General features: G+C 70.5%; 21 protein-coding genes and 1 pseudogene. 8 read left to right on the forward strand and 14 right to left on the reverse strand.

What is annotated here, in order from left to right:
- Positions 1 to 83: 83 nt before the first annotated feature.
- Positions 84 to 1,058: a helix-turn-helix domain-containing protein gene (locus ACX28W_RS04480; RefSeq protein ID WP_458997426.1), complete on the reverse strand. Its 975-nt coding sequence runs from the start codon at positions 1,056 to 1,058 to the stop codon at positions 84 to 86.
- A 64-nt stretch (positions 1,059 to 1,122) separates the two neighbouring features.
- Here ACX28W_RS04480 and ACX28W_RS04485 point away from each other — a divergent pair, with 64 nt between their 5' ends.
- A complete protein-coding gene (locus tag ACX28W_RS04485) occupies positions 1,123 to 1,944 on the forward strand; it encodes a phytanoyl-CoA dioxygenase family protein (RefSeq protein WP_458997427.1) in 822 nt (273 codons plus the stop codon).
- A gap of 380 nt (positions 1,945 to 2,324) precedes the next feature.
- On the opposite strand, the gene ACX28W_RS04490 is transcribed toward ACX28W_RS04485, so the two are convergent.
- Together ACX28W_RS04490 and ACX28W_RS04495 are read right to left on the reverse strand one after the other, a co-directional pair.
- Positions 2,325 to 3,239 carry an alpha/beta fold hydrolase gene (locus tag ACX28W_RS04490; protein ID WP_458997428.1) on the reverse strand — a complete coding sequence of 305 codons (915 nt, stop codon included), beginning with the start codon at positions 3,237 to 3,239 and terminating at the stop codon, positions 2,325 to 2,327.
- A gap of 22 nt (positions 3,240 to 3,261) precedes the next feature.
- Positions 3,262 to 3,867 (reverse strand): NADPH-dependent F420 reductase, encoded by a 606-nt coding sequence (locus ACX28W_RS04495; protein ID WP_458997429.1) that lies wholly within the window; start codon positions 3,865 to 3,867, stop codon positions 3,262 to 3,264.
- Between the two features lie 296 nt (positions 3,868 to 4,163).
- Here ACX28W_RS04495 and ACX28W_RS04500 point away from each other — a divergent pair, with 296 nt between their 5' ends.
- Both ACX28W_RS04500 and ACX28W_RS04505 read left to right on the forward strand, forming a co-directional pair.
- Positions 4,164 to 5,018, forward strand: a complete 855-nt coding sequence (locus ACX28W_RS04500; RefSeq protein ID WP_458997430.1) for an endo alpha-1,4 polygalactosaminidase — start codon at positions 4,164 to 4,166, stop codon at positions 5,016 to 5,018.
- Between the two features lie 68 nt (positions 5,019 to 5,086).
- Positions 5,087 to 6,787 carry an ArnT family glycosyltransferase gene (locus ACX28W_RS04505; RefSeq protein ID WP_458997431.1) on the forward strand — a complete coding sequence of 567 codons (1,701 nt, stop codon included), beginning with the start codon at positions 5,087 to 5,089 and terminating at the stop codon, positions 6,785 to 6,787.
- Here ACX28W_RS04505 and ACX28W_RS04510 read toward each other — a convergent pair.
- From ACX28W_RS04510 to ACX28W_RS04520, 3 genes are all read right to left on the reverse strand, one after another.
- A complete protein-coding gene (locus ACX28W_RS04510; protein WP_458997432.1) occupies positions 6,765 to 7,322 on the reverse strand; it encodes a flavoprotein in 558 nt (185 codons plus the stop codon). The two genes, ACX28W_RS04505 and ACX28W_RS04510, sit on opposite strands and share 23 nt — an antisense overlap.
- Positions 7,323 to 7,507: 185 nt before the next feature.
- Positions 7,508 to 7,702 (reverse strand): ferredoxin, encoded by a 195-nt coding sequence (locus ACX28W_RS04515; RefSeq protein WP_458997532.1) that lies wholly within the window; start codon positions 7,700 to 7,702, stop codon positions 7,508 to 7,510.
- Between the two features lie 18 nt (positions 7,703 to 7,720).
- Positions 7,721 to 8,905 carry a cytochrome P450 gene (locus ACX28W_RS04520; RefSeq protein ID WP_458997433.1) on the reverse strand — a complete coding sequence of 395 codons (1,185 nt, stop codon included), beginning with the start codon at positions 8,903 to 8,905 and terminating at the stop codon, positions 7,721 to 7,723.
- 434 nt (positions 8,906 to 9,339) lie between these two features.
- Here ACX28W_RS04520 and ACX28W_RS04525 point away from each other — a divergent pair, with 434 nt between their 5' ends.
- Positions 9,340 to 9,972 (forward strand): LysE family transporter, encoded by a 633-nt coding sequence (locus ACX28W_RS04525; protein ID WP_458997434.1) that lies wholly within the window; start codon positions 9,340 to 9,342, stop codon positions 9,970 to 9,972.
- Between the two features lie 69 nt (positions 9,973 to 10,041).
- Here the strand turns inward: ACX28W_RS04525 and ACX28W_RS04530 are convergent, their stop codons facing one another.
- Positions 10,042 to 10,482 (reverse strand): nuclear transport factor 2 family protein, encoded by a 441-nt coding sequence (locus tag ACX28W_RS04530; RefSeq protein WP_458997435.1) that lies wholly within the window; start codon positions 10,480 to 10,482, stop codon positions 10,042 to 10,044.
- Positions 10,483 to 10,666: 184 nt separating this feature from the next.
- Here ACX28W_RS04530 and ACX28W_RS04535 point away from each other — a divergent pair, with 184 nt between their 5' ends.
- Together ACX28W_RS04535 and ACX28W_RS04540 are read left to right on the forward strand one after the other, a co-directional pair.
- On the forward strand, positions 10,667 to 11,110 hold the full coding sequence (locus ACX28W_RS04535; protein ID WP_458997436.1) for a nitroreductase family deazaflavin-dependent oxidoreductase: 444 nt from the start codon (positions 10,667 to 10,669) through the stop codon (positions 11,108 to 11,110).
- 230 nt (positions 11,111 to 11,340) lie between these two features.
- Positions 11,341 to 11,658 (forward strand): DUF4235 domain-containing protein, encoded by a 318-nt coding sequence (locus ACX28W_RS04540; RefSeq protein ID WP_458997437.1) that lies wholly within the window; start codon positions 11,341 to 11,343, stop codon positions 11,656 to 11,658.
- A gap of 147 nt (positions 11,659 to 11,805) precedes the next feature.
- Here ACX28W_RS04540 and ACX28W_RS04545 read toward each other — a convergent pair whose 3' ends face one another.
- Both ACX28W_RS04545 and ACX28W_RS04550 read right to left on the reverse strand, forming a co-directional pair.
- Positions 11,806 to 12,198, reverse strand: a complete 393-nt coding sequence (locus ACX28W_RS04545) for a VOC family protein (protein WP_458997438.1) — start codon at positions 12,196 to 12,198, stop codon at positions 11,806 to 11,808.
- 81 nt (positions 12,199 to 12,279) lie between these two features.
- Positions 12,280 to 12,744, reverse strand: a complete 465-nt coding sequence (locus tag ACX28W_RS04550; protein WP_458997439.1) for a pyridoxamine 5'-phosphate oxidase family protein — start codon at positions 12,742 to 12,744, stop codon at positions 12,280 to 12,282.
- A gap of 353 nt (positions 12,745 to 13,097) precedes the next feature.
- On the opposite strand from ACX28W_RS04550, the pseudogene ACX28W_RS04555 reads away from it, so the two are divergent.
- A pseudogene (locus ACX28W_RS04555) lies at positions 13,098 to 13,376 on the forward strand (amidohydrolase family protein); the annotation flags it as partial.
- A 249-nt stretch (positions 13,377 to 13,625) separates the two neighbouring features.
- The gene (locus ACX28W_RS04560) at positions 13,626 to 14,657 is read left to right on the forward strand and encodes a 7-epi-alpha-eudesmol synthase (protein ID WP_458997440.1); all 1,032 of its coding nucleotides are present in this window, start codon (positions 13,626 to 13,628) and stop codon (positions 14,655 to 14,657) included.
- Positions 14,658 to 14,728: 71 nt separating this feature from the next.
- Here the strand turns inward: ACX28W_RS04560 and ACX28W_RS04565 are convergent, their stop codons facing one another.
- Genes ACX28W_RS04565 through ACX28W_RS04585 form a run of 5 tightly spaced genes read right to left on the reverse strand, consistent with a single transcriptional unit; the run spans position 14,729 to position 19,127 of the window.
- Positions 14,729 to 15,997, reverse strand: coding sequence for a cytochrome P450 (locus ACX28W_RS04565; protein WP_458997441.1), 1,269 nt, complete (start codon positions 15,995 to 15,997; stop codon positions 14,729 to 14,731).
- Positions 15,994 to 16,599, reverse strand: coding sequence for a GTP-binding protein (locus ACX28W_RS04570; protein WP_458997442.1), 606 nt, complete (start codon positions 16,597 to 16,599; stop codon positions 15,994 to 15,996). The genes ACX28W_RS04565 and ACX28W_RS04570 overlap by 4 nt, the downstream gene beginning before the upstream one ends.
- Positions 16,580 to 16,951 carry a DUF742 domain-containing protein gene (locus ACX28W_RS04575; protein WP_458997443.1) on the reverse strand — a complete coding sequence of 124 codons (372 nt, stop codon included), beginning with the start codon at positions 16,949 to 16,951 and terminating at the stop codon, positions 16,580 to 16,582. Before ACX28W_RS04575 ends, ACX28W_RS04570 begins: the two co-directional genes overlap by 20 nt.
- Positions 16,948 to 17,358 (reverse strand): roadblock/LC7 domain-containing protein, encoded by a 411-nt coding sequence (locus tag ACX28W_RS04580; protein WP_028798637.1) that lies wholly within the window; start codon positions 17,356 to 17,358, stop codon positions 16,948 to 16,950. Before ACX28W_RS04580 ends, ACX28W_RS04575 begins: the two co-directional genes overlap by 4 nt.
- Positions 17,355 to 19,127: an ATP-binding protein gene (locus ACX28W_RS04585; protein ID WP_458997444.1), complete on the reverse strand. Its 1,773-nt coding sequence runs from the start codon at positions 19,125 to 19,127 to the stop codon at positions 17,355 to 17,357. The genes ACX28W_RS04580 and ACX28W_RS04585 overlap by 4 nt, the downstream gene beginning before the upstream one ends.
- Between the last annotated feature and the right edge of the window lie 247 nt (positions 19,128 to 19,374).

Raw genomic sequence — 19,374 nt, forward strand, 5'->3', positions numbered from 1 at the left:
CCTCACCGGGGCGGATGGTGCGGCGTCTCATGTGACGGCCGCGCGCCACGACCGTGTCCCGCAGCACCGAACCCTGGACTATCTCACCTAGCGGTTCGAGTCCGGTAGGCGCCCGGCGGTGTCCCGTACCGCTGCCGGAAGACCCGGTTGAAGTGGAAGGCGCTGGTGAAACCGGAGGCCGCGGCCACCCGCTCCACCGGGAGCCGGGTGGCTTCCAGGAGGCGGGCCGCGTGCAGCAGTCGGGCCTCGCGCAGGGCCCGCATCGGGGAACGGCCGAGCTGTTCGGTGAAGAGGTGGGCGAAACGGGACGGTGAGAGGGAGACCGCTTCGGCCAGCGATCGGACGGTGTGCGGCGCGCTCGGATCGGCGGCGATCAATGCCTCGGCCCGACGGACGCGGGCGTCGACGTCGGGGCGGCGCCGCTCCACCCGGGCGGTGGTGAGCAGGACGATCTCCTCCAGGGAACAGAGCGTCAGCTCTCTCGCGGCGGTGCCGTGCGCGACAGCGACAGCCATGGCCCCGTCGACGGGCTCCGAGGGGCCGGGCGGCGGACCGTCCCCCGTCCAGCGGGCGTCGGCGAGCATCCGCCGGAACGCCGCCTCGATGCGTTCCCGCCCCGGGAACGCCGCCTCGTCACGTTCCGGCTCCCTACGCTCCCACGCGTCGCGTTCCCCCTCGATGCGCTCCCGGTCCTGCCCGGGCCCGACGGCGTACACCCCGTCGTCGAGCGCGTACGGCCGCAGCCACCCGGCCCAGGACGACCTGGCCTGGCAGTGCGCCCACCAGAAGGCCCAGTGCCCGGCGCCCGGTTCGACGGCGTAGCGCTGCGGTACGCCAGGACCCAGGACCACCAGGTCACCGGCGCCGGCCACGGTCCGGGTCGCCCCCTGTCGCAGCAGTCCTCGTCCTGCGGTGGTCCAGGTGAAGAGCCAACTGTCCGAGCCACGCGGCCGGTTGATGCGGTACCCCGTTCGCTGGTCGAAGCGCCCGATGGTCACCAGGCCCGGCGGCGGGGACGGGACAGCAGGCTCGGGCAACACGTCAGCACGCACAGGCATCCTCCCGAATGACTCACCGACCTAGCGTGAAGCACCTGGGACACCGATGAGAAGGGACAGTCGGATGACAGTCACGGACATGAGCCGGCCTCGGCGGTTCGAGGAGTTCGAGGAGTTCGAGGAGAACGGGTTCGCAGTTGTGCGCGGGCTGTTCACCGCCGCCGAAATCGACGAGCTGTGCGCCGAGTTCGCGGCGCTGCATGCCGCGGGGCCGGTCCCGGGGCACTTCGAACCTCGCCCCGCGGGGACCGGCGGCCCGGCCGATCCGCTGCACGCCTACCCCCGGGTCATGCAGCCGCACCGCATCAACGCGCTGTCCCTGCGGCTCCTGCTCGACCCCCGACTGCGGGACGTGCTGGAGACCCTGCTGGGCGAAGAGGTGCTGGCCGCGCAGAGCATGTTCTACTTCAAGCCGCCCGGCGCCCGCGGCCAGGCGCTGCACCAGGACAACTTCTATCTGCGGGTCGAGCCGGGCACCTGTGTCGCCGCCTGGGTCGCCTGCGAGGCGATCGACCGGGAGAACGGCGGCCTGGAGGTCGTGCCGGGCACGCACCGCATGGACCTGTTCTGTCCGGAGGAGGCGGACCCGGCGCTGTCGTTCGTACAGGAGTACGTGCCGCCGCCGCCCGGACTCACCGCGGTACCGGTCGACATGGAGCGGGGCGACGTGTTGTTCTTCAACGGCAGCCTGGTGCACGGTTCCGGGCCCAACCGCAGCGCCGACCGCTTCCGCCGCTCCTTCATCGGCCACTACGTCGGCGCCTCCACCCAGCAGATCGGCGGCTGGTACCGCGCACTCACGATGAGCGGCGATCCGGTCGCCCTGCCCGAGAGCGAGGGCTCGGGGCCGTGCGGCACGGAGTTCGCCGCGACGGCCCCCCACTGACGTCAGGTTCAGCGCGCCGAGCGAGGTCAGCCAGGGATCGGAGACCGTCTCCGTTGCGTCGTCGAGGCCGAACACACCGGGCAGCGCGGCCCGTTGACGTAAGGGCAGCCCTTCGGCCCGGTCCAGGACGGGCCGCAGCAGCTGGTGCAGTCCGGCGAAGGGCAGGCCCGATTCGCCCTCGCTGCCCCGGCAGCGCAGCACCCGCACCCCGGCCCGGCGGGCCAAGCGCGCGGCGGCGTCCAGGAGGACGCTCTTGCCCGCGCCGGGGCCGCCCGCCATCATCAGGGCCCCGGTCGACCCTGCGGTGATCTAGCCCACCAGCCTTGTCAGCAAGGCAAGTTCATGATCTCGGCCGACGATCCACTCGTCCCCGAGCGGAGTTATGAGGTGAACCCGGCGAGTGCTTCGGAGGCGAAGGCGATGATCGCGGCGGCGGCCGCCCTGGGGTTCTCCAGCAGCATCTCGTGCGTTCCGTCGATCCCCACCACCGTCACATTGGCCCTCCGCTCGGCCAGTGCGGCGAGGTCCCGGGCGAGCCCCTTCCCGTACGCCGTCATCAGCTCGTCGAACCAGTCGACGCCGGGGATGGACGGCACAGGCCGCAGTGCCCGTCCGAGCAGCAGTGGCCGCCGCATGCTCCCGAAGAGGTCGAAGAGGTCGAGCGACTCGATCTCGGCCAGCATCTCCAGCGCGTGCGGACGTTCCGGCCGAAACTCCAGCCGCCCGTCGGACCTGGTGTGCACCGAACGCAGGAGGCAGGCCTCCAACAGTTCATAGGGGATGCCCAGTTGTTCCGACATCGCGCGCCGCTGCGCGAGCAGGACCTTCAAGCCGTCGGCCGGAAGCGGCTCGCGCAACAGCGTCGCGGCCGCCCATTCCCGTACCTGCGTGAGCCGTTGCTCGACATACTCCGGGTCCAGGCCCACGTACTGGTCGGGGCGGCCCCACGCATATCCGTCCAGATTGACCGCGCCGGGAGTGACGTCCGGGTGCTCCAGCGCGTAGCGCACGGCGATCATCCCGCCGAGCGAATGCCCGACGGGGAGTGCGCCGGGGATGCCGTACTCCTCCAAGAGCGTCTCGATGTCCCCGAGCACCCGGGGAAGACTCCAGGTTCCGGACGGTGAGCGACCGTGTCCGCGCAGGTCCACGGCGAGCACGCGGTGGTGCGGGACGAGGAGCGGGGCCACGGCGGTCCAGTCGGCCAGGGTGCGTCCGGCTCCGTGCAGCAGGAGCAGAGGTGGGCCCTCGCCCCCGTGGTCGTCTACGGCCAGTGCGATGCGGTCTCCGGTCATGTCCTGACAATAAGGCCTCGGGTCAGGGCTCCAGGAGCAGATTGAGCGTCGGCAACGGGCCTCCCGGGAATTGTTGCAGCCGTCCTCCGACCTCCAGCGGGCCGAGGTCGATGACCGCCCAGCCCACGCGGTCGGCGAGTCGGGTGACGCGCTCGTTGGCGCCGGCGTGGTTGCCGGACAGGAAGATCACCCGTCGTCCGACGAACGTTCGGGGGTCCGAGCCGAGGACCGCCGGTGTCAGCGTGTTGAATGCCTTCACCAGGCGGGCTCCGGGCACGAGTTCGGAGACGACCTCGCTGGAGGTACGGCCGCCGAGGTCGGCGGCCTTGAAGTCGGGCGGGCCCAGCGGGTTGGTGGTGTCGATGACGATCCGCTCCTGCCAGTCGGGCACGTCCGCCGCGGCCACCGCCTCGCGCAGCCGCCGCCACGGTACGGCGAGGACGACGATCTCCTCGCCGGCCGACTCGGCGACGGTGGCGGCTTTGAGCCCCGGCCCCATCGAGGAGGCGAGGCCCCGCAGCGACTGGGGGCCACGACTGTTGCTGATGACCACCCGCTCACCCGCGGCCAGTAACCGGGACGCGAGGGCCTGCCCGATGGCTCCGGCCCCGATGATTCCGATGGGCATGACGTGTCCTCTTCCTCTAGGTCCGCGCGACTACTACAAGAGGTGCCATGCAGCATCGCGCCGCAGGTTACAGCGGCGCGTCTGTCAGATGACCGGACTCGGGCCGCGGCGCGATCGCGTCGTGTGGCCTTGACGCGGACTTTGTCCAGAGGCTTTGATCGTGACGTGCCGAGGCGTGCCGCCCGGCACCCAGAGGTGCGCCCAGCCGGTAGCGAACACGGTTCAAGTCCGGCCCAAGTCGCCAGGATCGCGAAAGCGTCCGAGGCGGGGCCGTACTCGCGATTGATGGAGTGGACATGCCCGTCACGCGTGCGCCCCGCGTCGGAGTTCTCGGCGTGGCCGCCGCCCTGCTGGCGCTCGTGACGCTGGTGGGCTGTACGTCCGAGCCGGACGAGGGCGGGCCGTCCCGGAAACCCACGTCCTCCCAGGCCGCCTCGACGGCCGTGAAGCTCCCCCCGCTCCACGCGGGCTTCGACTACCAGATCGGCGGCGTCTATCCGCCGCCGTCCGGTGTCCGCATCGTCAGCCGCGACCGTGCGGCGGCGCCCGCGCCCGGGCTCTACAACATCTGTTACGTCAACGCCTTCCAGGTCCAGCCGGGCGAGCAGCGGCAATGGCCCGCCGACCTGCTGCTGCGGGACGCGCGGGGCGAGGTCGTCGTCGACCGCACCTGGGACGAGGCGCTCCTCGACATCGGCACCCCGGCCAAGCGCAAGCGGGTGGCCGCACGGATCAACCAGTGGATCGACGGCTGCGCGGACAGCGGATTCGACGCGGTCGAGCCGGACAACTACGACAGCTACACCCGCTCCCAGAATCTGCTGACCGCGGACGACGCCACCGCGTTCATCACCCAGCTCTCGGCGCGCGCGCACTCCCGCGGGCTGGCCATCGGGCAGAAGAACACCGCAGAGTTGGCCGGACTCAGGTCGAGGGCCGGTCTCGACTTCGCGGTGGCGGAGGAGTGCGGTGAGTACGACGAGTGCGGCACGTACGCGAAGGCGTTCGACGACCGGGTGGTCGTCATCGAGTACACCGACAGCGGACTGCGCAAGGCCCTTGCGGGCTACGGCGATCGGCTGAGCGTCGTGCGCCGGGATGTGCTGGTGTCGACGCCCGACAGCGCGGAGTATGTGCGCCGGACCCGCTGACCGGGTCGGATGCCGCCGGATGAACGGGTTTGTGTGGGGCGAACGTAACAAAGGGTATGTCGACGTCCATGGCCGACCGACAGGAAGTCCGCCCGCTGACGAGCTCCGGCGAGCCGCCGGGGCGGTTCGCCGGGCTCCGGCAGCACCGGCGCCGGCTGTTCTTGTCGGTCGTGATCGCGCTGCTGGCCCAGATGGCGGTAGCGATGGTCACGACGGCCGTGCGTCAGACCCCGACGATCGACGAGCCGGTGTATGTGGGCACGGCCGTGGTCCACGTCCGCGAACACAGCCTGCGCTACAACCCCGAGCATCCGCCGCTGGGCAAACTGATCATCGCGAGCGGGCTGGTGTTCGCCCACCCGCGCCTCGACGCCCACTTCACGGGCGGTCAGACGGCGCTCGGACGGAGCGTGCTGTACGAGTCGGGCAATGATCCATGGCGGGTGATGCTGTGGGCGCGGCTGCCGGTGATCGTGCTGACGCTGCTGTTCGGTCTGGTCGTCCTCACGTTCGCCCGTGAACTCGCCGGCCGCGTGGGCGGGTTGGTGGCGCTCGCGCTGTACGCGTTCTCGCCGGACATCATCGCGAACGGATCACTGGCCACGCTCGACATGCCGGCGGTCGGTTTTCTGCTGACGTCGGTGTGGCTGGTGTGGCGGGCCCGGCAGCGGCGGCCCCTCCTTCACCTCTCGCTCGCGGGAGTGGCGCTCGGCGCGGCGATCGCCACCAAGATGAGCACCTTGCCGGGGGTTCCGGTGCTGCTGATCCTGGCCGTCCTCGCCTTCTGGTCCTTCCGGCGTGCCCGCCACGCGGGTGACCTCGGCCCGCGTGCGCGACGGCGGCTCGCCGGGCTGGGTATCGCGGTGGCGTCCGGCATGGGGCTGCTGGCCCTCGCCGTGGTGTGGGCCACCTACCTCGTCGTCGACCCGCAGCTGCGCTGGACGCCGCCCGCCAACCTCCCGGCCGTGCACGGTCTGCGCGGGCTCGTCCTCGACCGGCTGCCCTTCCCGAGGCCGTACCGGGACGGGATGCGCATCCAGTTCGGCTTGGAGAACGCCACCTGGGGAGGCTTTCTCTTCGGCAGGCTCTACCACGGTTCGCTCTGGTACTACCTGCCGGCCGCGCTGCTGGTGAAGACGCCGCTCGGCATGCTCGCGCTCTGGGCGGCCGGCGGGGTGGCGATGGCGGCCGTTCCCCGGCTGCGGCCCGCGAGCGTCCACATCCTTCTCCCCCCGGCCGTACTGCTGGCTGTGGCCATGAGCGGATCCCGTGACCTCGGCGTTCGGTACGCCCTTTTCATCCCGGTTTTCCTGGCGGTCGCCGCGGCCGGGGTCCTCGCCCTTCGACAACGCTGGGCCCACACCGCCGCGGCGGCGCTGGTCCTGTTCGTCGCGGTCAGTTCGCTCCGCGCGTTCCCGTACTACCTGCCGTACTCCAACGAGACGTTCGGCGGTCCGTCGAAGACCCATCTGCGTCTGCACGACTCGAACGTCGACTGGGGACAGGATCTGGGGCGGCTGGCCGACCGCCTGGACGAGCGGTATCCGCACGAGCGGGTCTGGCTCGTCTACAAGGGCAGCGGTGTGCCGTCGTACTACGGAATCGAAGCGGCCGATCCGCGCAAGGCACCGCCGAGCGAGGTGCACGGGCTGCTCGTCGTCTCGGACACCTCCGCCGCGAAGGCCGACGGCCGGCTGGCGGCGCTGCTCGAGGGCAGTACGCCGGTCGACGAGGTCGGCCATTCGATCACGATCTACCGTCGGCCGTAGCGAGCAGGTCCAGCGCCCGCTCCCAGCGGAACTCCTCGCGGCGGCCGTCCTCCCGTGGCTCCCCGGAGTAGCGGTCACCGAACCGGACACCCATACCGCGCAGGCGGTCGACGCTCGCACGGTAGGCGGGGTGGGCCGCCAACGCGTCGCTCACACAGGGCAGTAAGGCGATCGGGACACCGAGGCCATATGCCTCGCACAGGGTGCCCAGGGCGAGCGTGTCGGATATGCCGGCCGCCCACTTGTTGACGGTGTTGAAGGTGGCCGGAGCGAGGGCCACCGCGTCGGGGGCGGGGAAGGGGCGCGGGTCGCCCGGGGATCTCCAGGCGGACCGGATCTGTCGGCCGGTCTGCGCCGCCACGGCCGTCGCGTCGAAGAAGCCGAGCCCCTGCGGGGTGGCGATGACACCGACCTCCCAGTTCCGCTTCCGCGCCGCGGTGATCAGTTCGCCGACGTCCTGCGCGATGCCCGCGGCGCAGACGACGAGACAGAGGAAGGGCTTGACGGCGGGGGCTTGCTCGGCGTGTTCGGTCACGCGGGCACCCTGATGAACCGGGAAGGCGCCCCGCGCTCGGCGGTGTGGCGCGGGCACGGTGGCTGACGGCGGGCGCGGTTCGCCGCGCCCGCCCTGGTCAACGGATCAACGTGATCGCGGACCCCGTACGCCTACGCCGACTCGGTCCGGCCGTTCCCTGTGAGTGACCGTCGGGGCTCGGCCCGTCACGTCTCGGCGACGGTGATGGCGCCCACCGGGCAGGCTCGGGCGGCCTCCCGGACGAGCGGGTCGCCGCCGCCGTCCTCCCGGCCGGGCAGCAGCGCGCTGAATCCGTCGTCGTCCTGGGTGAAGACATTCGGTGCGGTCAGCGCGCACTGTCCCGCGCCGATGCAGACGTCCCGGTCGATGGAGATCTCGATAGTCATGGCCGCAGCCTCTTACCAGGTCACGGGGAGTTCCAGCATCCCCTGGATCGTGTCGCCGGCTTTGAAGGGGATGTCCTCCGCCCGGGCGGCAAGGCGCAGCCCGGGCAGCCGGTCGAAGAGGGCGAGCAGGGCGATCTCCATCTCGGCGCGGGCGAGGTTCTGGCCGAGGCACTGGTGGATGCCGAAGCCGAACGCGACGTGGTGGCGGGCCGAGCGGCGCCAGTCCAGGGCGTCCGGCTCGGGGAAGGTGTCCGCGTCGCGGTTGATGACGGAGGTGGAGAAGACGACGCCCTCGCCGGCCCGGATCGTCGTCCCGGCCACCTCGATGTCCTCGGTGGCCACCCGCAGCAGCCCGTCCGCGATGGAGAGGAAGCGCAGCAGTTCCTCGACGGCGGCGGACATGAGGGTCGGTTCGGCGCGCAGTTCGGCCAGCTGCTCCGGGTGCGTCAGCAGCGTGAACGTGCCGAGCGAGATCATGTTCGCGGTCGTCTCGTGCCCGGCGACCAGGAGAATCAGCGCCAGGTCGATCACCTCCCGGCGGTCCACCGTCCCCTCGCGCAGCTGTTCCTGGACGAGTTCGTCGAGGAGGCCGTCTCCCGGATCCTTCCGTTTGCGGTCGATCAGCGAGCCCAGGTACCCGTGCAGTCGGTCGCGCGCGTCCTGGGTGTCCGCGACGGTGCCGCGCAGCACCCTGCGGGACTGTTCCTCGAAGAAGTCGTGGTCGGCGTACGGAACACCGAGCAGATTGCAGATCACCATCGAGGGCACAGGCAGCGCGAAGGCGCTCACCAGCTCGGCGGGCGGGCCCTGCTTCTCCATGGCGTCCAGCAGCCGGTCCACGGTCTCCTGGATGCGCGGGCGCAGGGCCGCGGTCCGCTTCAGGGTGAAGCTCGGGACCAGCATGCGGCGTTGGGTGTGGTGCGCCGGATCGTCGAGCCCGAGCAGTGCGACGCGCCGGTCGCGGACTCCGGCGAGCCGCTCCGTGATCATCGGGAACGCCGGGCTGGTGCGGTCGGACGACAATCGGGGATCGGTGAGGAGTGCACGGGCGGCGGCATGCCCGGTGACGACCCATACGCCGCGCCCGTCGAACAGGGAGATCCGCGACAGGGGGCGGGCCGCGCGCAGAGCGTCATAACCGGTGGGCGGGTGGTAGGGACACGTACGGTCCTGGGGGAAGGCGACGGGTTCTGTCATGAGTGACCTCGCAGACGACGGTTCCCTCTTGCTTATCTTTCCGACCTTTCGCACCTTTCATACCTTTTTCTGATCCTACTCCCCATTAGATGCCCCAGGCATCTATAGGGCCACGTAAAGTTCGGCCAGATGGGCCGGAGAGGCGATCTGGCCGAACGCCGTTGCCCGTGGGGACTGCCGCCGAGCTCCTACGGGCCGATGTGATCGCGCGGTGACACGCGGATGGCTCGATCCCCTGCTCCCGCCGCTGTGAACGCCTGGCTCCCGTGACTCGTCGGCGTCCCCGAAATTCGGTTGCCCGGGCAGATCCTCGGGCCCCAGGATCTACCCATGTCCACGATCGAAGCCTTCCTGCCGCCGACCTTCACCGCCGTTCGTCCGGTGCGGGTCCAGCAGCAGCCCGGCCGACCGCAAAGGCCCGAGCTTCCCGGGTCATGACGGCCGCGCTCGTCGCGGGGCTCCTCGCGGGCTTCGGCATCGCCATCCCCGTCGGAGCGGTCGGGACCTACCTCGTCTCCCTCAGCGCGCGCACGTCCCTGCGGATCGGCGGGTGCGCCGCGCTCGGCGTCGCGACCGCCGACGGGCTGTACGCCCTGGTCGCGGTGGTCGGGGGTACCGGGCTCGCGACCGTGCTGCAGCCTGTACTCGTGCCGCTGCGCTGGGCCGCCGGGCTGGTACTGGTGGCGCTGGCGGTACGGGGCGCGGTCACCGCGTGCCGGCAGTACCGCGAGCGGCGGCTCGCCGCCCGGTCCGGCCGGGATCCCGAGCGCCCGGCGCGGGCGTTTCTGACGCTGCTGGGGATCACCCTGCTGAATCCCACCACCGTCGTCTACTTCGCCGCGTTGGTCCTGGGCAGCCGGACGGCCGAGGCGGTGCGGCCCCTGGAGCAAGGGGTGTTCGTCCTCGCCGCGTTCGTCGCGTCCGCGAGCTGGCAGTTGCTGCTCGCCGGGGGTGGAGCGCTGCTCGGCCGAGCGCTGACCGGCCACCGGGGGCGACTGGTCACGGCGCTCGCGGCCGGCGTCGTGACCATGGTGCTCGCGGTGCGGATGCTCCTCGCGCCGCAATGAGTGGAGCCGGCGGGAGCCACCTGGGGATGAGCCGTGAGCGGGCGCCGGGCCGACGCACCCGGCGCGCGCTCACACCTCGAACGCGCGAGCCACGGCGAGGCTGTCCTCGTACACGTGATGCCGTACGACGAGCCCGTCCTCGACCGTCAGGTGGAGAGCGAACCGGGCGCGATAGGCGCGCCCGGTCTCCCGAGCCGTCTGCCGGATCTCACCCAGCACGACGGCGTCGCCACCGTCGACGAGAATCCGCTCGATCTCGGTGGCCGCGCTACCGGGCACATGGTGCGCGCCGAGTTCGCGGTAGTGGGCGGCGGCATCGGCGCGCGTGGACCGGTGGCGGATCCACGGCGTTTCGGCACGCCCGTGCTCGTCCTGCGGCCAGCTCAGTTTCCAGTCGCCCCGCTCGGCGTACAGTTCGGCGATCCGTTCGGGGTCGCCGGCGCCCATCCGGCGCAAGAGTTCCTCGACCACGGCGCGCGTCGTCGTCGCGCGGTCGGTGGGAATGGGCATGGGGGCCGCCCCTCTGTTGTGTCGTGTCTGTCATCTTTACTGCGCGGGAACCGTTCCACCGTGCCAGGAGTCCACCCTCGGCGGCGATGACGCGCGAGGTAATGGTGTGGATGAATTGCCTGGGCTTCGGTGTTTGAATCAGGCGGAGACAACACCGGTACGACGTGACGATGGGACGGCAGTCATGCCTCTTGAGGGTGAGTACGAACCCAGCCCGACACAGTGGGTACGCGAGCAGGTGGAGTTGTACGAGAGCTCCGGCGGCACCAAGGGAAATACGCTGATGGACACGGGCCTCCCGGTCATCATTCTCACGACCCGCGGCGCCAAGAGCGGCAAGATCCGCAAGACCCCGCTGATGCGCGTCGAGCACGACGGACGCTACGCGGCGGTGGCCTCGCTCGGCGGTGCGCCCAAACACCCCGTCTGGTACCACAACGTGAAGTCCGACCCGCACGTGGAGCTCCAGGACGGCCCCGAACGCCGGGAACTGAGGGCCCGTGAGGTCACGGGCGAGGAGAAGGCCCAGTGGTGGGAGCGCGCGGTCGCGGCGTATCCCCCGTACGCCGACTACCAGAAGAAGACCGACCGGGAGATCCCCGTCTTCGTGCTGGAGCCGACCGACTGACCGGCACAGGCGCATGACGGCGGCCCGTGCGGAATCCCGTGGAAATTGCCACGCATGATCCGCGGTACGACGGGCACCCGTGCCTCAGGCCCCGCCGCGTCCCCCCGTCGCGGCGGGGCTTCCCGCTGCCGCGGCCCCTCAAGTGGCATGACTGCCAGGGCCACAGGGGCATGACTCCTATCACCGCGGAGGGCTCGGCGCCGCCGACCTGAGCGAAGAAGGAGACCCAGGTGTCCAAGAAGCGGAAGAAGCTCAAACTCCCCCTCGCCTACAAGCCCCTCGGCTTCGCGCTGAGCTGGGCGAGCGGCGCCGCGGCCGGGCTGGCCTTCCGGGCGACCTGGAAGGCGATACGCCACGAGGAGGACGCGCCCGACGCACTGGACAAGGACCGCGGCTGGGGCGAGGTGCTGCTCGCGGCGGCTCTCCAGGGCGCCTTGTTCGCCGTCGCCCGCAGCGTGGCGGATCGCGCGGGCGCGAAGGCCGTCGAGCGTTCGACGGGTAGGTGGCCGATATCCGACAAGGGCGACAAGGGTGGCGGCAAGGACTGAGGCAGGTCCGGCCCGGTGGCCGGCTGAAGGCGGAGCCAACCCGGCTACCGGCCGACGGCGGAGCCAACCCTGCTGCCGACCGAAGGCGGAGCCAACCCGGCTACCGACTGAAGTCGGGTTCAGCCCTGCCAGGGCCTCCCGGCCGGTTCAGCCCGGCTTCGGCGCCATGGTGGGCCTGAGGCGCAGGGTGAAGGAGTGCCCCGCCGGGTCGGCGCAGCCCCGCTCCTCGAACGGGCTCGCGACGTCCTTCGTGTCGAGGGGGCGCCCACCGAGGCCGACGACCCTGCGTTCGGCCTCGTCCAGGTCCGCCACGTGGAAGTCCAGGTGGACCTGGAGGGAGTTCTCGGGTCGCGGCCAGCTCGGCGGCGTCGCCTTCATGTCCCTGCGGAACGCCATCCGCGTCCCGTCGGCGGCCCTGATCTCCACGCGGTTCGCGGTCACGTCCGTCTCGTCCGCCTCGAGCAGCTCCTTGTAGAAGGCGGCGAGCTTCTCGGGCTCGGCGCAGTCCAGCACCACGACGCCTGCCAGTACCAGTGCCATGCTTCCTCCGTACGGGGTCCGTGGCGCGGGCGGCTCCACCACCTGCTGCCCTGGCCCTCCCGGGTACCCCGTCCCACGGAATCAGTCGTCCACGAGCCATACGCCGTCGCGCAGGAGATCGCGCCCGGTGAGCTCATTGGCCTCGCGCCACGCCTGCACCCGCAGCGGGGTGACGCGGAAGTAGAGGTAGGCGGTGGTGAGTCGACGCGGATCGAAGCCGGTCTTCTCGGCGAAGGCGTCGCCGACTCCGTCCGGCAGCTCGGCGGGCTCCAAGGTCTCGACCGAGCCCTCGACGAGGACCACGTCGCGGGTCGGCCCGATGCCCAGGCGCACCTTGCCGGTCACGCGCAGATTGTGGCCCGTGGGACTTGCGGCCGGAGTGGCCATCAGAATGGTCCTCCCGTCCCAGAGGAAGGACAGGGGGATCAGATACGGCACTCCTCCTTCGTCGTCGGCCGTGGACACCCAGGCGTCTTCGTCGTTCTCCAGTCGGTGCAGAGTGTCCTGCTTGCGTTGCTTGGGGGTGCGGGCGGGCGGCGGGGTCATCTTCGGACAGCCTCCTGTCGAAATGTCATGTGTCGTCATACGAAGAAGCACGAAGAATTGCACTGGACACACCATCCGGCGGTCAACCCGACTGCCGTCACCGCTGGTTGATCGCTTCGAGGCGGTCCGCCGCCGCGGACAGCAGTATGTCGAGTGCCGCCGGGTAGACGCTGCGCCGCATGTCCGCCACCAGGTGCCGGGCCGTCGCGGCGATGCGCGGTTGCGTGTCGGCGGGCAGTCGGCCGGTTCCGTGCCACCAGTGTCCAGCTGATGCTGGACGGGGTCGCCGAGAACGGCACCGCCGCCCTGCTCGACCCCTATCTCGACAAGTGCGGCTGCGACACGGCCAGTCGGGGCGCCACGTCGCGGTCAACCGAGTGGAGGCGGGCGGGTCGGGTCCGGTGTTCCTGCCCGCCGAGCGCATCGGACTGACGGCCGCCCTGACGGCGTACACGGCGGGGTCGGCGTACGCGAACCACCTCGACGACACCGGGAGCGTTCGAGTGGGCGCTGGCGGATCTGGTGGTGCTGGACCGCGACCCGTATGCCGGGCCGTCGGAGGAGATCGCCCGGGCGAAGGTCGCGCTGACCTATGTGGGGGCGAGCGCGTGTACGCGGCGCCCGACGCCTGACACCACTGGGCCCGTAGCACCCGGCTTCACCTGCGGCGGGGCAAGTTGAGTGGCCGTACGCGCGAACTCACACCTGTCACTCGCGTTGCGGTTCTCACACCATAGATCGTTTACGTTCTGGGCAGTCTCGAAGCGTACTTGAGTCGTCAACTTCCGGCTCAAAACGTGCAGTTCGGGTCAATGGGCGTCACTTTCGATCGCCCATACGCAGGGGCGGGGGCCTGTGAAACGTCGCAAGAGAGGACGCCAATGCCGCAGGACGTCAGGTTCGACCTCCCCTTCCGGACCCCGGTCAGCGACCACCTGGAGTATGCCCGGGAGCGCCATCTGCGCTGGGTGTGGGAGATGGGACTGGTACGCAGTCAGGCCGGGTTCGAGGAATACCAGTCCTGGGACCTGCCCCAGGCGGCGGCACGGACCTACCCCTACGCCTCGGCCGACGACATGGTCGTCCTGATGAACTGGTTCTCCCTGGCCTTCCTGTTCGACGACCAGTTCGACTCCGGACAGCCCGACCGCGCGGACCGCGTGGCGGAGGTCGCCCGGGAGCTGATCGCCACCCCGCTGCGTCCCGCCGGGACCGCTCCCCGGGTGGTCTGCCCGATCACCGTGGCCTGGGCCGAGGTCTGGGACCACCTCTCGGACGGCATGTCCCTGACCTGGCGGACGCGGTTCGCCGCGTCCTGGGGGCGGTTCCTCGTCGCGCACACCGAGGAGGTGGACCTCGCGGCCCGGGGCCTGGCGGGCACGCTCGGCATCGAGGAGTACGCGGAGTTCCGCCGCCGCACGGTGGGCATCCACCACAGCATCGACGCGGGTGAGCGCAGCCGCGGCTTCGAGGTGCCGCCGCAGGTGCAGGCGCACGAGCTGATGGTCAGGATGCGGGATCTGGCCGCGGACACCATCGGGTTCATGAACGACATCCACTCCTTCGAGCGCGAGAAACGCCGCGGGGACGGCCACAACCTGATAGCCGTGCTCCACCGTGAGCGCGGCTGCGGCTGGGAGGAGGCCGCCGCGGAGGCGTACCGGATGACCAAGCACTGCCTCGACGAGTACCTCGAACTCGAGGCGCGCGTCCCTCAGATGTGCGAGGAACTCGGACTCGGCGCCGAGCAGCAGGCCCAGGTGCGGATGGGCGTGGAGGCAATCCAGCACTGGATCAACGGCAACTACGAGTGGGCGCTGACCTCGGGCCGGTACGCCGCCGCGAAGGAAGGACCGGCCGCCACCGCCGAGTTGGCCGGCAAGGGGTCGCTGGACGATCTGCTGGCCGTGTGATCCACGCTTTCTGCCCGGCCGGGAGGTCCCGGCCGGGCAGAAAGTGCCGCACTACGGCGATCCGCTGACGCTCACACCCCAGCGGGGGTCGCCGCGAACTCGACCGGGAGACGGTCCAGGCGTGCCTCCCAGGTGGAGGCGGTCGAGGTGAGTTCGTCGGCCGGCACGGCCAGGCGCAGCCCCGGCAGCCGGTGCACCAGGACATCGACGGCCGTCTCGATGATGGCCTGGCCGATGTTCTGCCCCGGGCACTCGTGCGCACCGCCGCTGAACGCGAGATGCGACTGGTTGCCCTGGACGGAGACACCCGCGTCGGGCCGGATCTCCGGGTCGAGGTTGCCCGCGGTGAGCCCGAGCACCAGCAGGTCGCCTTCCTTGATGTGATGGCCCGCGAGCTCGAGATCGCCTGCGGCGAAACGCCCCGGAAGCACAGCCAGCGGGGGGGTGTTCCACATCACCTCCTCGACGACCGCGGAGACGTTGAGCTGTCCGCTCACCAGTCCCGCGAGCCGGGAGGTGTCGGTGAGGATCAGCTGCAGCACCCGGGCCAGCAGATTGCTGGTGGTCGTGTGTGCGGTGATCAGCACCAGGCGCAGGTGGCTGAGGACCTCGTCCTCGTCCAGGTCCGCGTGATGCCCGATCAGCCCGGTGGTGAAGTCGGGTCCGGGCTCGACACGCTTGCGCTCGGCGAGTTCCCCGAGGATGCGCATGATGCGGTCGTTGTGGGCGAGGGCGTCCTCACCACCCTTGATGACCTGGGCGCAGGAGACGGCCAGATTGCGCCCCTCGGCCGCCGGAAGCCCGAACAGCCTGGTCAGGACGAGCATCGGCAGGTACTCGGCGTAGTCGCCGACCAGGTCGGCGCTGCCCGCGTCGGCGAACGCGTCGATCTGCTTGTTCGCGAAGTGCGTGACATGGCGCCGGATGCCGCGCCCCGCGACGGTCTGAAGGTTGTCGGTGACCGCGCCGCGCAGCCTGCGGTGCGGCTCGCCGTCCTGGGACACGCAGTCAGGGCGCCAGCCCAGCATGGGGATCAGCGGTGAGGTGGCCTCGACGCGTCCTTCCTTCCAGTCCCGCCAGATGCGCGAATCCCGGCTGAACTGGCGGGGGTTGTCGAGCACCCGCCGGTTCTCGCGGTAGCCGAGGACCAGCCAGGCGGGGACGTCACCCTCGAGGAGTATCGGGGCCACCGCCCCGTGCTCCTTGCGCAACTGCGTGTAGATGCCGTGCGGGTCGGTCGCCACCTGGGTCCCGTACAGCCGGGTCAGGCCGTCGGCGTCGCCGTGTGCGACGGGGCAGCCGCGCGGGGCGTCAGGGCCGTTTAAGGGCTGGTCGTTCATCGGGGCTCCAGAGCGACGGCAGAGCGTTCCTGCAGATGACGTATCAGCGCGATGAGGACGTCACGGCTGGATCCCCGGTCCCGGGCGTCGCAGGCCACGATCGGGGTGTGCGGGGAGATGTCGAGGGCGTCGCGAATCTCTTCGATCGGGTGTTCCTGGGAGTCCGGGAAGACGTTCAGGGCGATGACGAAGGGGACGTCCTGCCGCTCCATCTCCTCGATGGCCCGGAAGCTGGAGGCCAGCCGGCGGGTGTCCACCAGGACCACCGCCCCGAGGGCGCCCTTGAACAGACCGTTCCACAGGAACCAGAACCGCTCCTGGCCCGGTGTCCCGAACAGGTACAGCACCAGCTCGTCGTTGATGCCGATCTTGCCGAAGTCCAGGCTGACGGTGGTCTCCGTCTTGTCCGCCACGCCGATCAGGTTGTCGACGTCGGCGCTGGCCTGGGTCAGGGTCTCCTCGGTGGTCAGCGGCTTGATGTCGCTGACGGAGCGCACCATGGTGGTCTTTCCGGTGCCGAATCCGCCGGCGATCATCACCTTCACCGAGCGGGTGCCGCCGTCCGACCCCCGGTCGGGATGGTCAAAGCCTTTGAAGTCCACTGAGTACCTCCTCAAGGAGCGCGAGGTCGGGCCCGCGGCCGGCGCCTGACGCCGGGATGGGATTACGGGCTTCGACGCGGCCTGCGTCCAGCAGATCGGCCAGGAGCACCGCGAGAATGTTGAAGGGCAGTCCGAGGTGGGCGCCGAGTTCGGCCACCGACAGCGGATCGCGGCAACGCCGGATGATCTCCTCGTGTTCGTGCTGCATGCCCGGGACGGCAGCGGCGCGGGAGACGATCAGGGTCGCCACGTCAAGACTCGACGCCGAACCGCCCGGTCCGCTGCGCCCACCGGTGAGGACGTAGTAGCGCTCGAGACCGGACGGGTCCGTGTGCCGGCGGGGAGCACTCATCCAGAGTGCTCCTCCAGGCGCGGAGTGGTGCCGAGGAGCTCACCCATCCTGCGGGCCAGATCCCTCATCTGGTGGCCGAGAAGACCCTGGTCGAGGCCTTCCTTGGCGAGCACTCCGAGGTACGTCTCCACGCCGGCCCGCACCACGAACAGGTGGCCGCCGTCCACCTCGATCATCGCGAGCCGCAGCTGCCCGGCGTACTGGGGGAACTGCTCGGCCACGGGCTGGGCCAGCGCCTGCAGACCCGCGACCACGGCGGCGAACCGGTCCACGTCGTCGGGGTCGTCGGCACCGTAGGAGGTGATGGCCTTGCCGTCACTCGACGCCACGAGGGCGAAGCGGATCTCCTGGATGCTCTCCGTCAGGTCGCGGAGCGCCCAGCTCACGTCGGTTCCCTGTTGCGTCATGTGGACTTGTCGCTCTCTTCAGTGCGGTGCTCGTTGAACTCGCGTCCGGCGGTCGTCCCGCCAGGGGCTGCCGCTTCGCGGTCCGCGGTCGTGCCAGGCGGCGGGGTGCTCTCCCGTCCGGCGGTGGCAAAGGCGGCGAGGCCGGCGAAGGACGCGTCGGGCGGCACGGCGGCCACGGTCTCCTCGGTGCGCTCGACAGCCCTGGGCCGCGGCTCCGACGTGTCGCCCCGCCTGCTGCGGCGCCGAGGCAGTCCACCGGGAGTGGTGTCCACCGCTTCCGCACCCTCCGCGGGCGCGGCCTGGACCGGCTCGGGACTCGGCGCGCTCACGGCGGCCGGGGCCGGCTCGGTGACGGCGGCGGGCAATGGGCTGAAGTACTTGTGCGGTACGACCACGACCACCGAGGTGCCGAGCCAGGGCGAGTCCGCGAAGGTGACCCGGATGCCGTAGCGGCGTGCCAGGGCGCCCACCACACGCAGGCCCAGGTTGGCGTCCTCCGACACACCGCCGAGGCCGGGGCCGGTCACGGTGCCGGCGAGGGACTGCTCCGCCTCGCGCTTCTTCTCCTCGCTCAGGCCCTTGCCCGCGTCCTGGATCTCGATGCCGACGCCGTTGGGGACCTCCTTGCCGGAAACGACCACGGGCTCGGTGGGCGGCGAGTAGCGCGCCGCATTGTCCAGCAGGTGCGCGAAGATCAGCGTGAGGTGATCCACCAGGCCGCCGTCGACGCCGAGTTCGGGCAGATGGCGAAGCTGGACGCGGTCGAAGTCCTTGATCCGGCCGATACCGCCGCGGACCACGCTGAGCAGTCGCTGCGGCTCCTGCCACTGACGTCCGGGCCGGTCCGAACCGCCGAGCACGCCGATGCTGGCGGCGAGACGGTCGGCGGGGCCGATCTCCTGGTCCAGTTCCATCAGGCCCCGGGCCACCGCGGGCAGTCGCCCGTGCTCGCCCTGCATCTCGTGCAGCCGCCCACGCAGCTTGCTGGTCAGCACGTGGATGCGGCTGCCGATACTGATCACGGCCTGCTCGGCCGAGGTGGAGCGGTTGAACTCCTCCTCCACGCCGATCAGCGCGGTCCTGAGGACCTTGCGCAGCTCGGCACGCAGCTCGGGGCTCGCGTCCGTCTCCTGGGCGACCTCCGGCAGGATGTCGTCGATGGCTTCGCCGTCCCGCAGCCGCTCGAGCGCCTCGGGCAGATAGGTGTCACCAAGCCTGCCGACGACGGCCTGCTGGACGGCGAGTTGCTCCTGCCAGACCTGGGTCCGCGCGGCAAGTCCGGTCTCGTAGGCCTCGGTCTGCTCGACGACGCGGGCCTCGTAGGCCTCCATCTGTTCGGCGATGCGCGCCTCGTAGGCCTCGGTCTGCTCGACGATCCGTGCCTCGTAGGCGGCCGTCTGCTCCGCCAGCCGGGCCTCGAAGGTCTTGGCCTGTTCGGCCAGCTGTCCGTCCAGGGCGGAGCGCTCGGCCGCGAACTTCCGCTCCAGGCCGGACACATGCTGCTGCCACTGCTGGGAGTGCTCGGCCTGCGAGTTGCGGAAGTCGCCGCTGGTACGGCGCAGTTGGGACTGGGTGCGGACGAGGAGCCGCACACAGACGGCGCCGGCCGCGGTGGCCGCGGCACCGGCGAACGTCGCGGGTATCTGGACCTGTTCTGGTCCCGCGACCGCGGTGACGACGGTTCCGGCACCTAAGGCGAGCGGCATCAGCCACCAGCTGTACCAGGCGACCGGTGCCCGCGCCGCCGGGGGCGGAGTGGCAAGTTCCATCTGCATCCTTCGAAAGCAACACGATCGAACAGAGGGGGGTGTGCAGGCGCCGTACGCGTCGAACACGCAGCGCAGGGCGACCGAGCGTGTTCGGATCAACTCGCAGCGCCGCAGGGGAGCTTATCGGGTCTGTGATCGAAAGGATCAACCACCCTCCGCTTGACGGTGAGTATTCGATCACGCTCCGGCAGGAGTGCTCATATCGATACATCCCTTCACCGTCTCTCCATCACGCGCATGGCGGCGT

The sequence above is a fragment of the Streptomyces sp. SD15 genome (genome assembly GCF_054462255.1).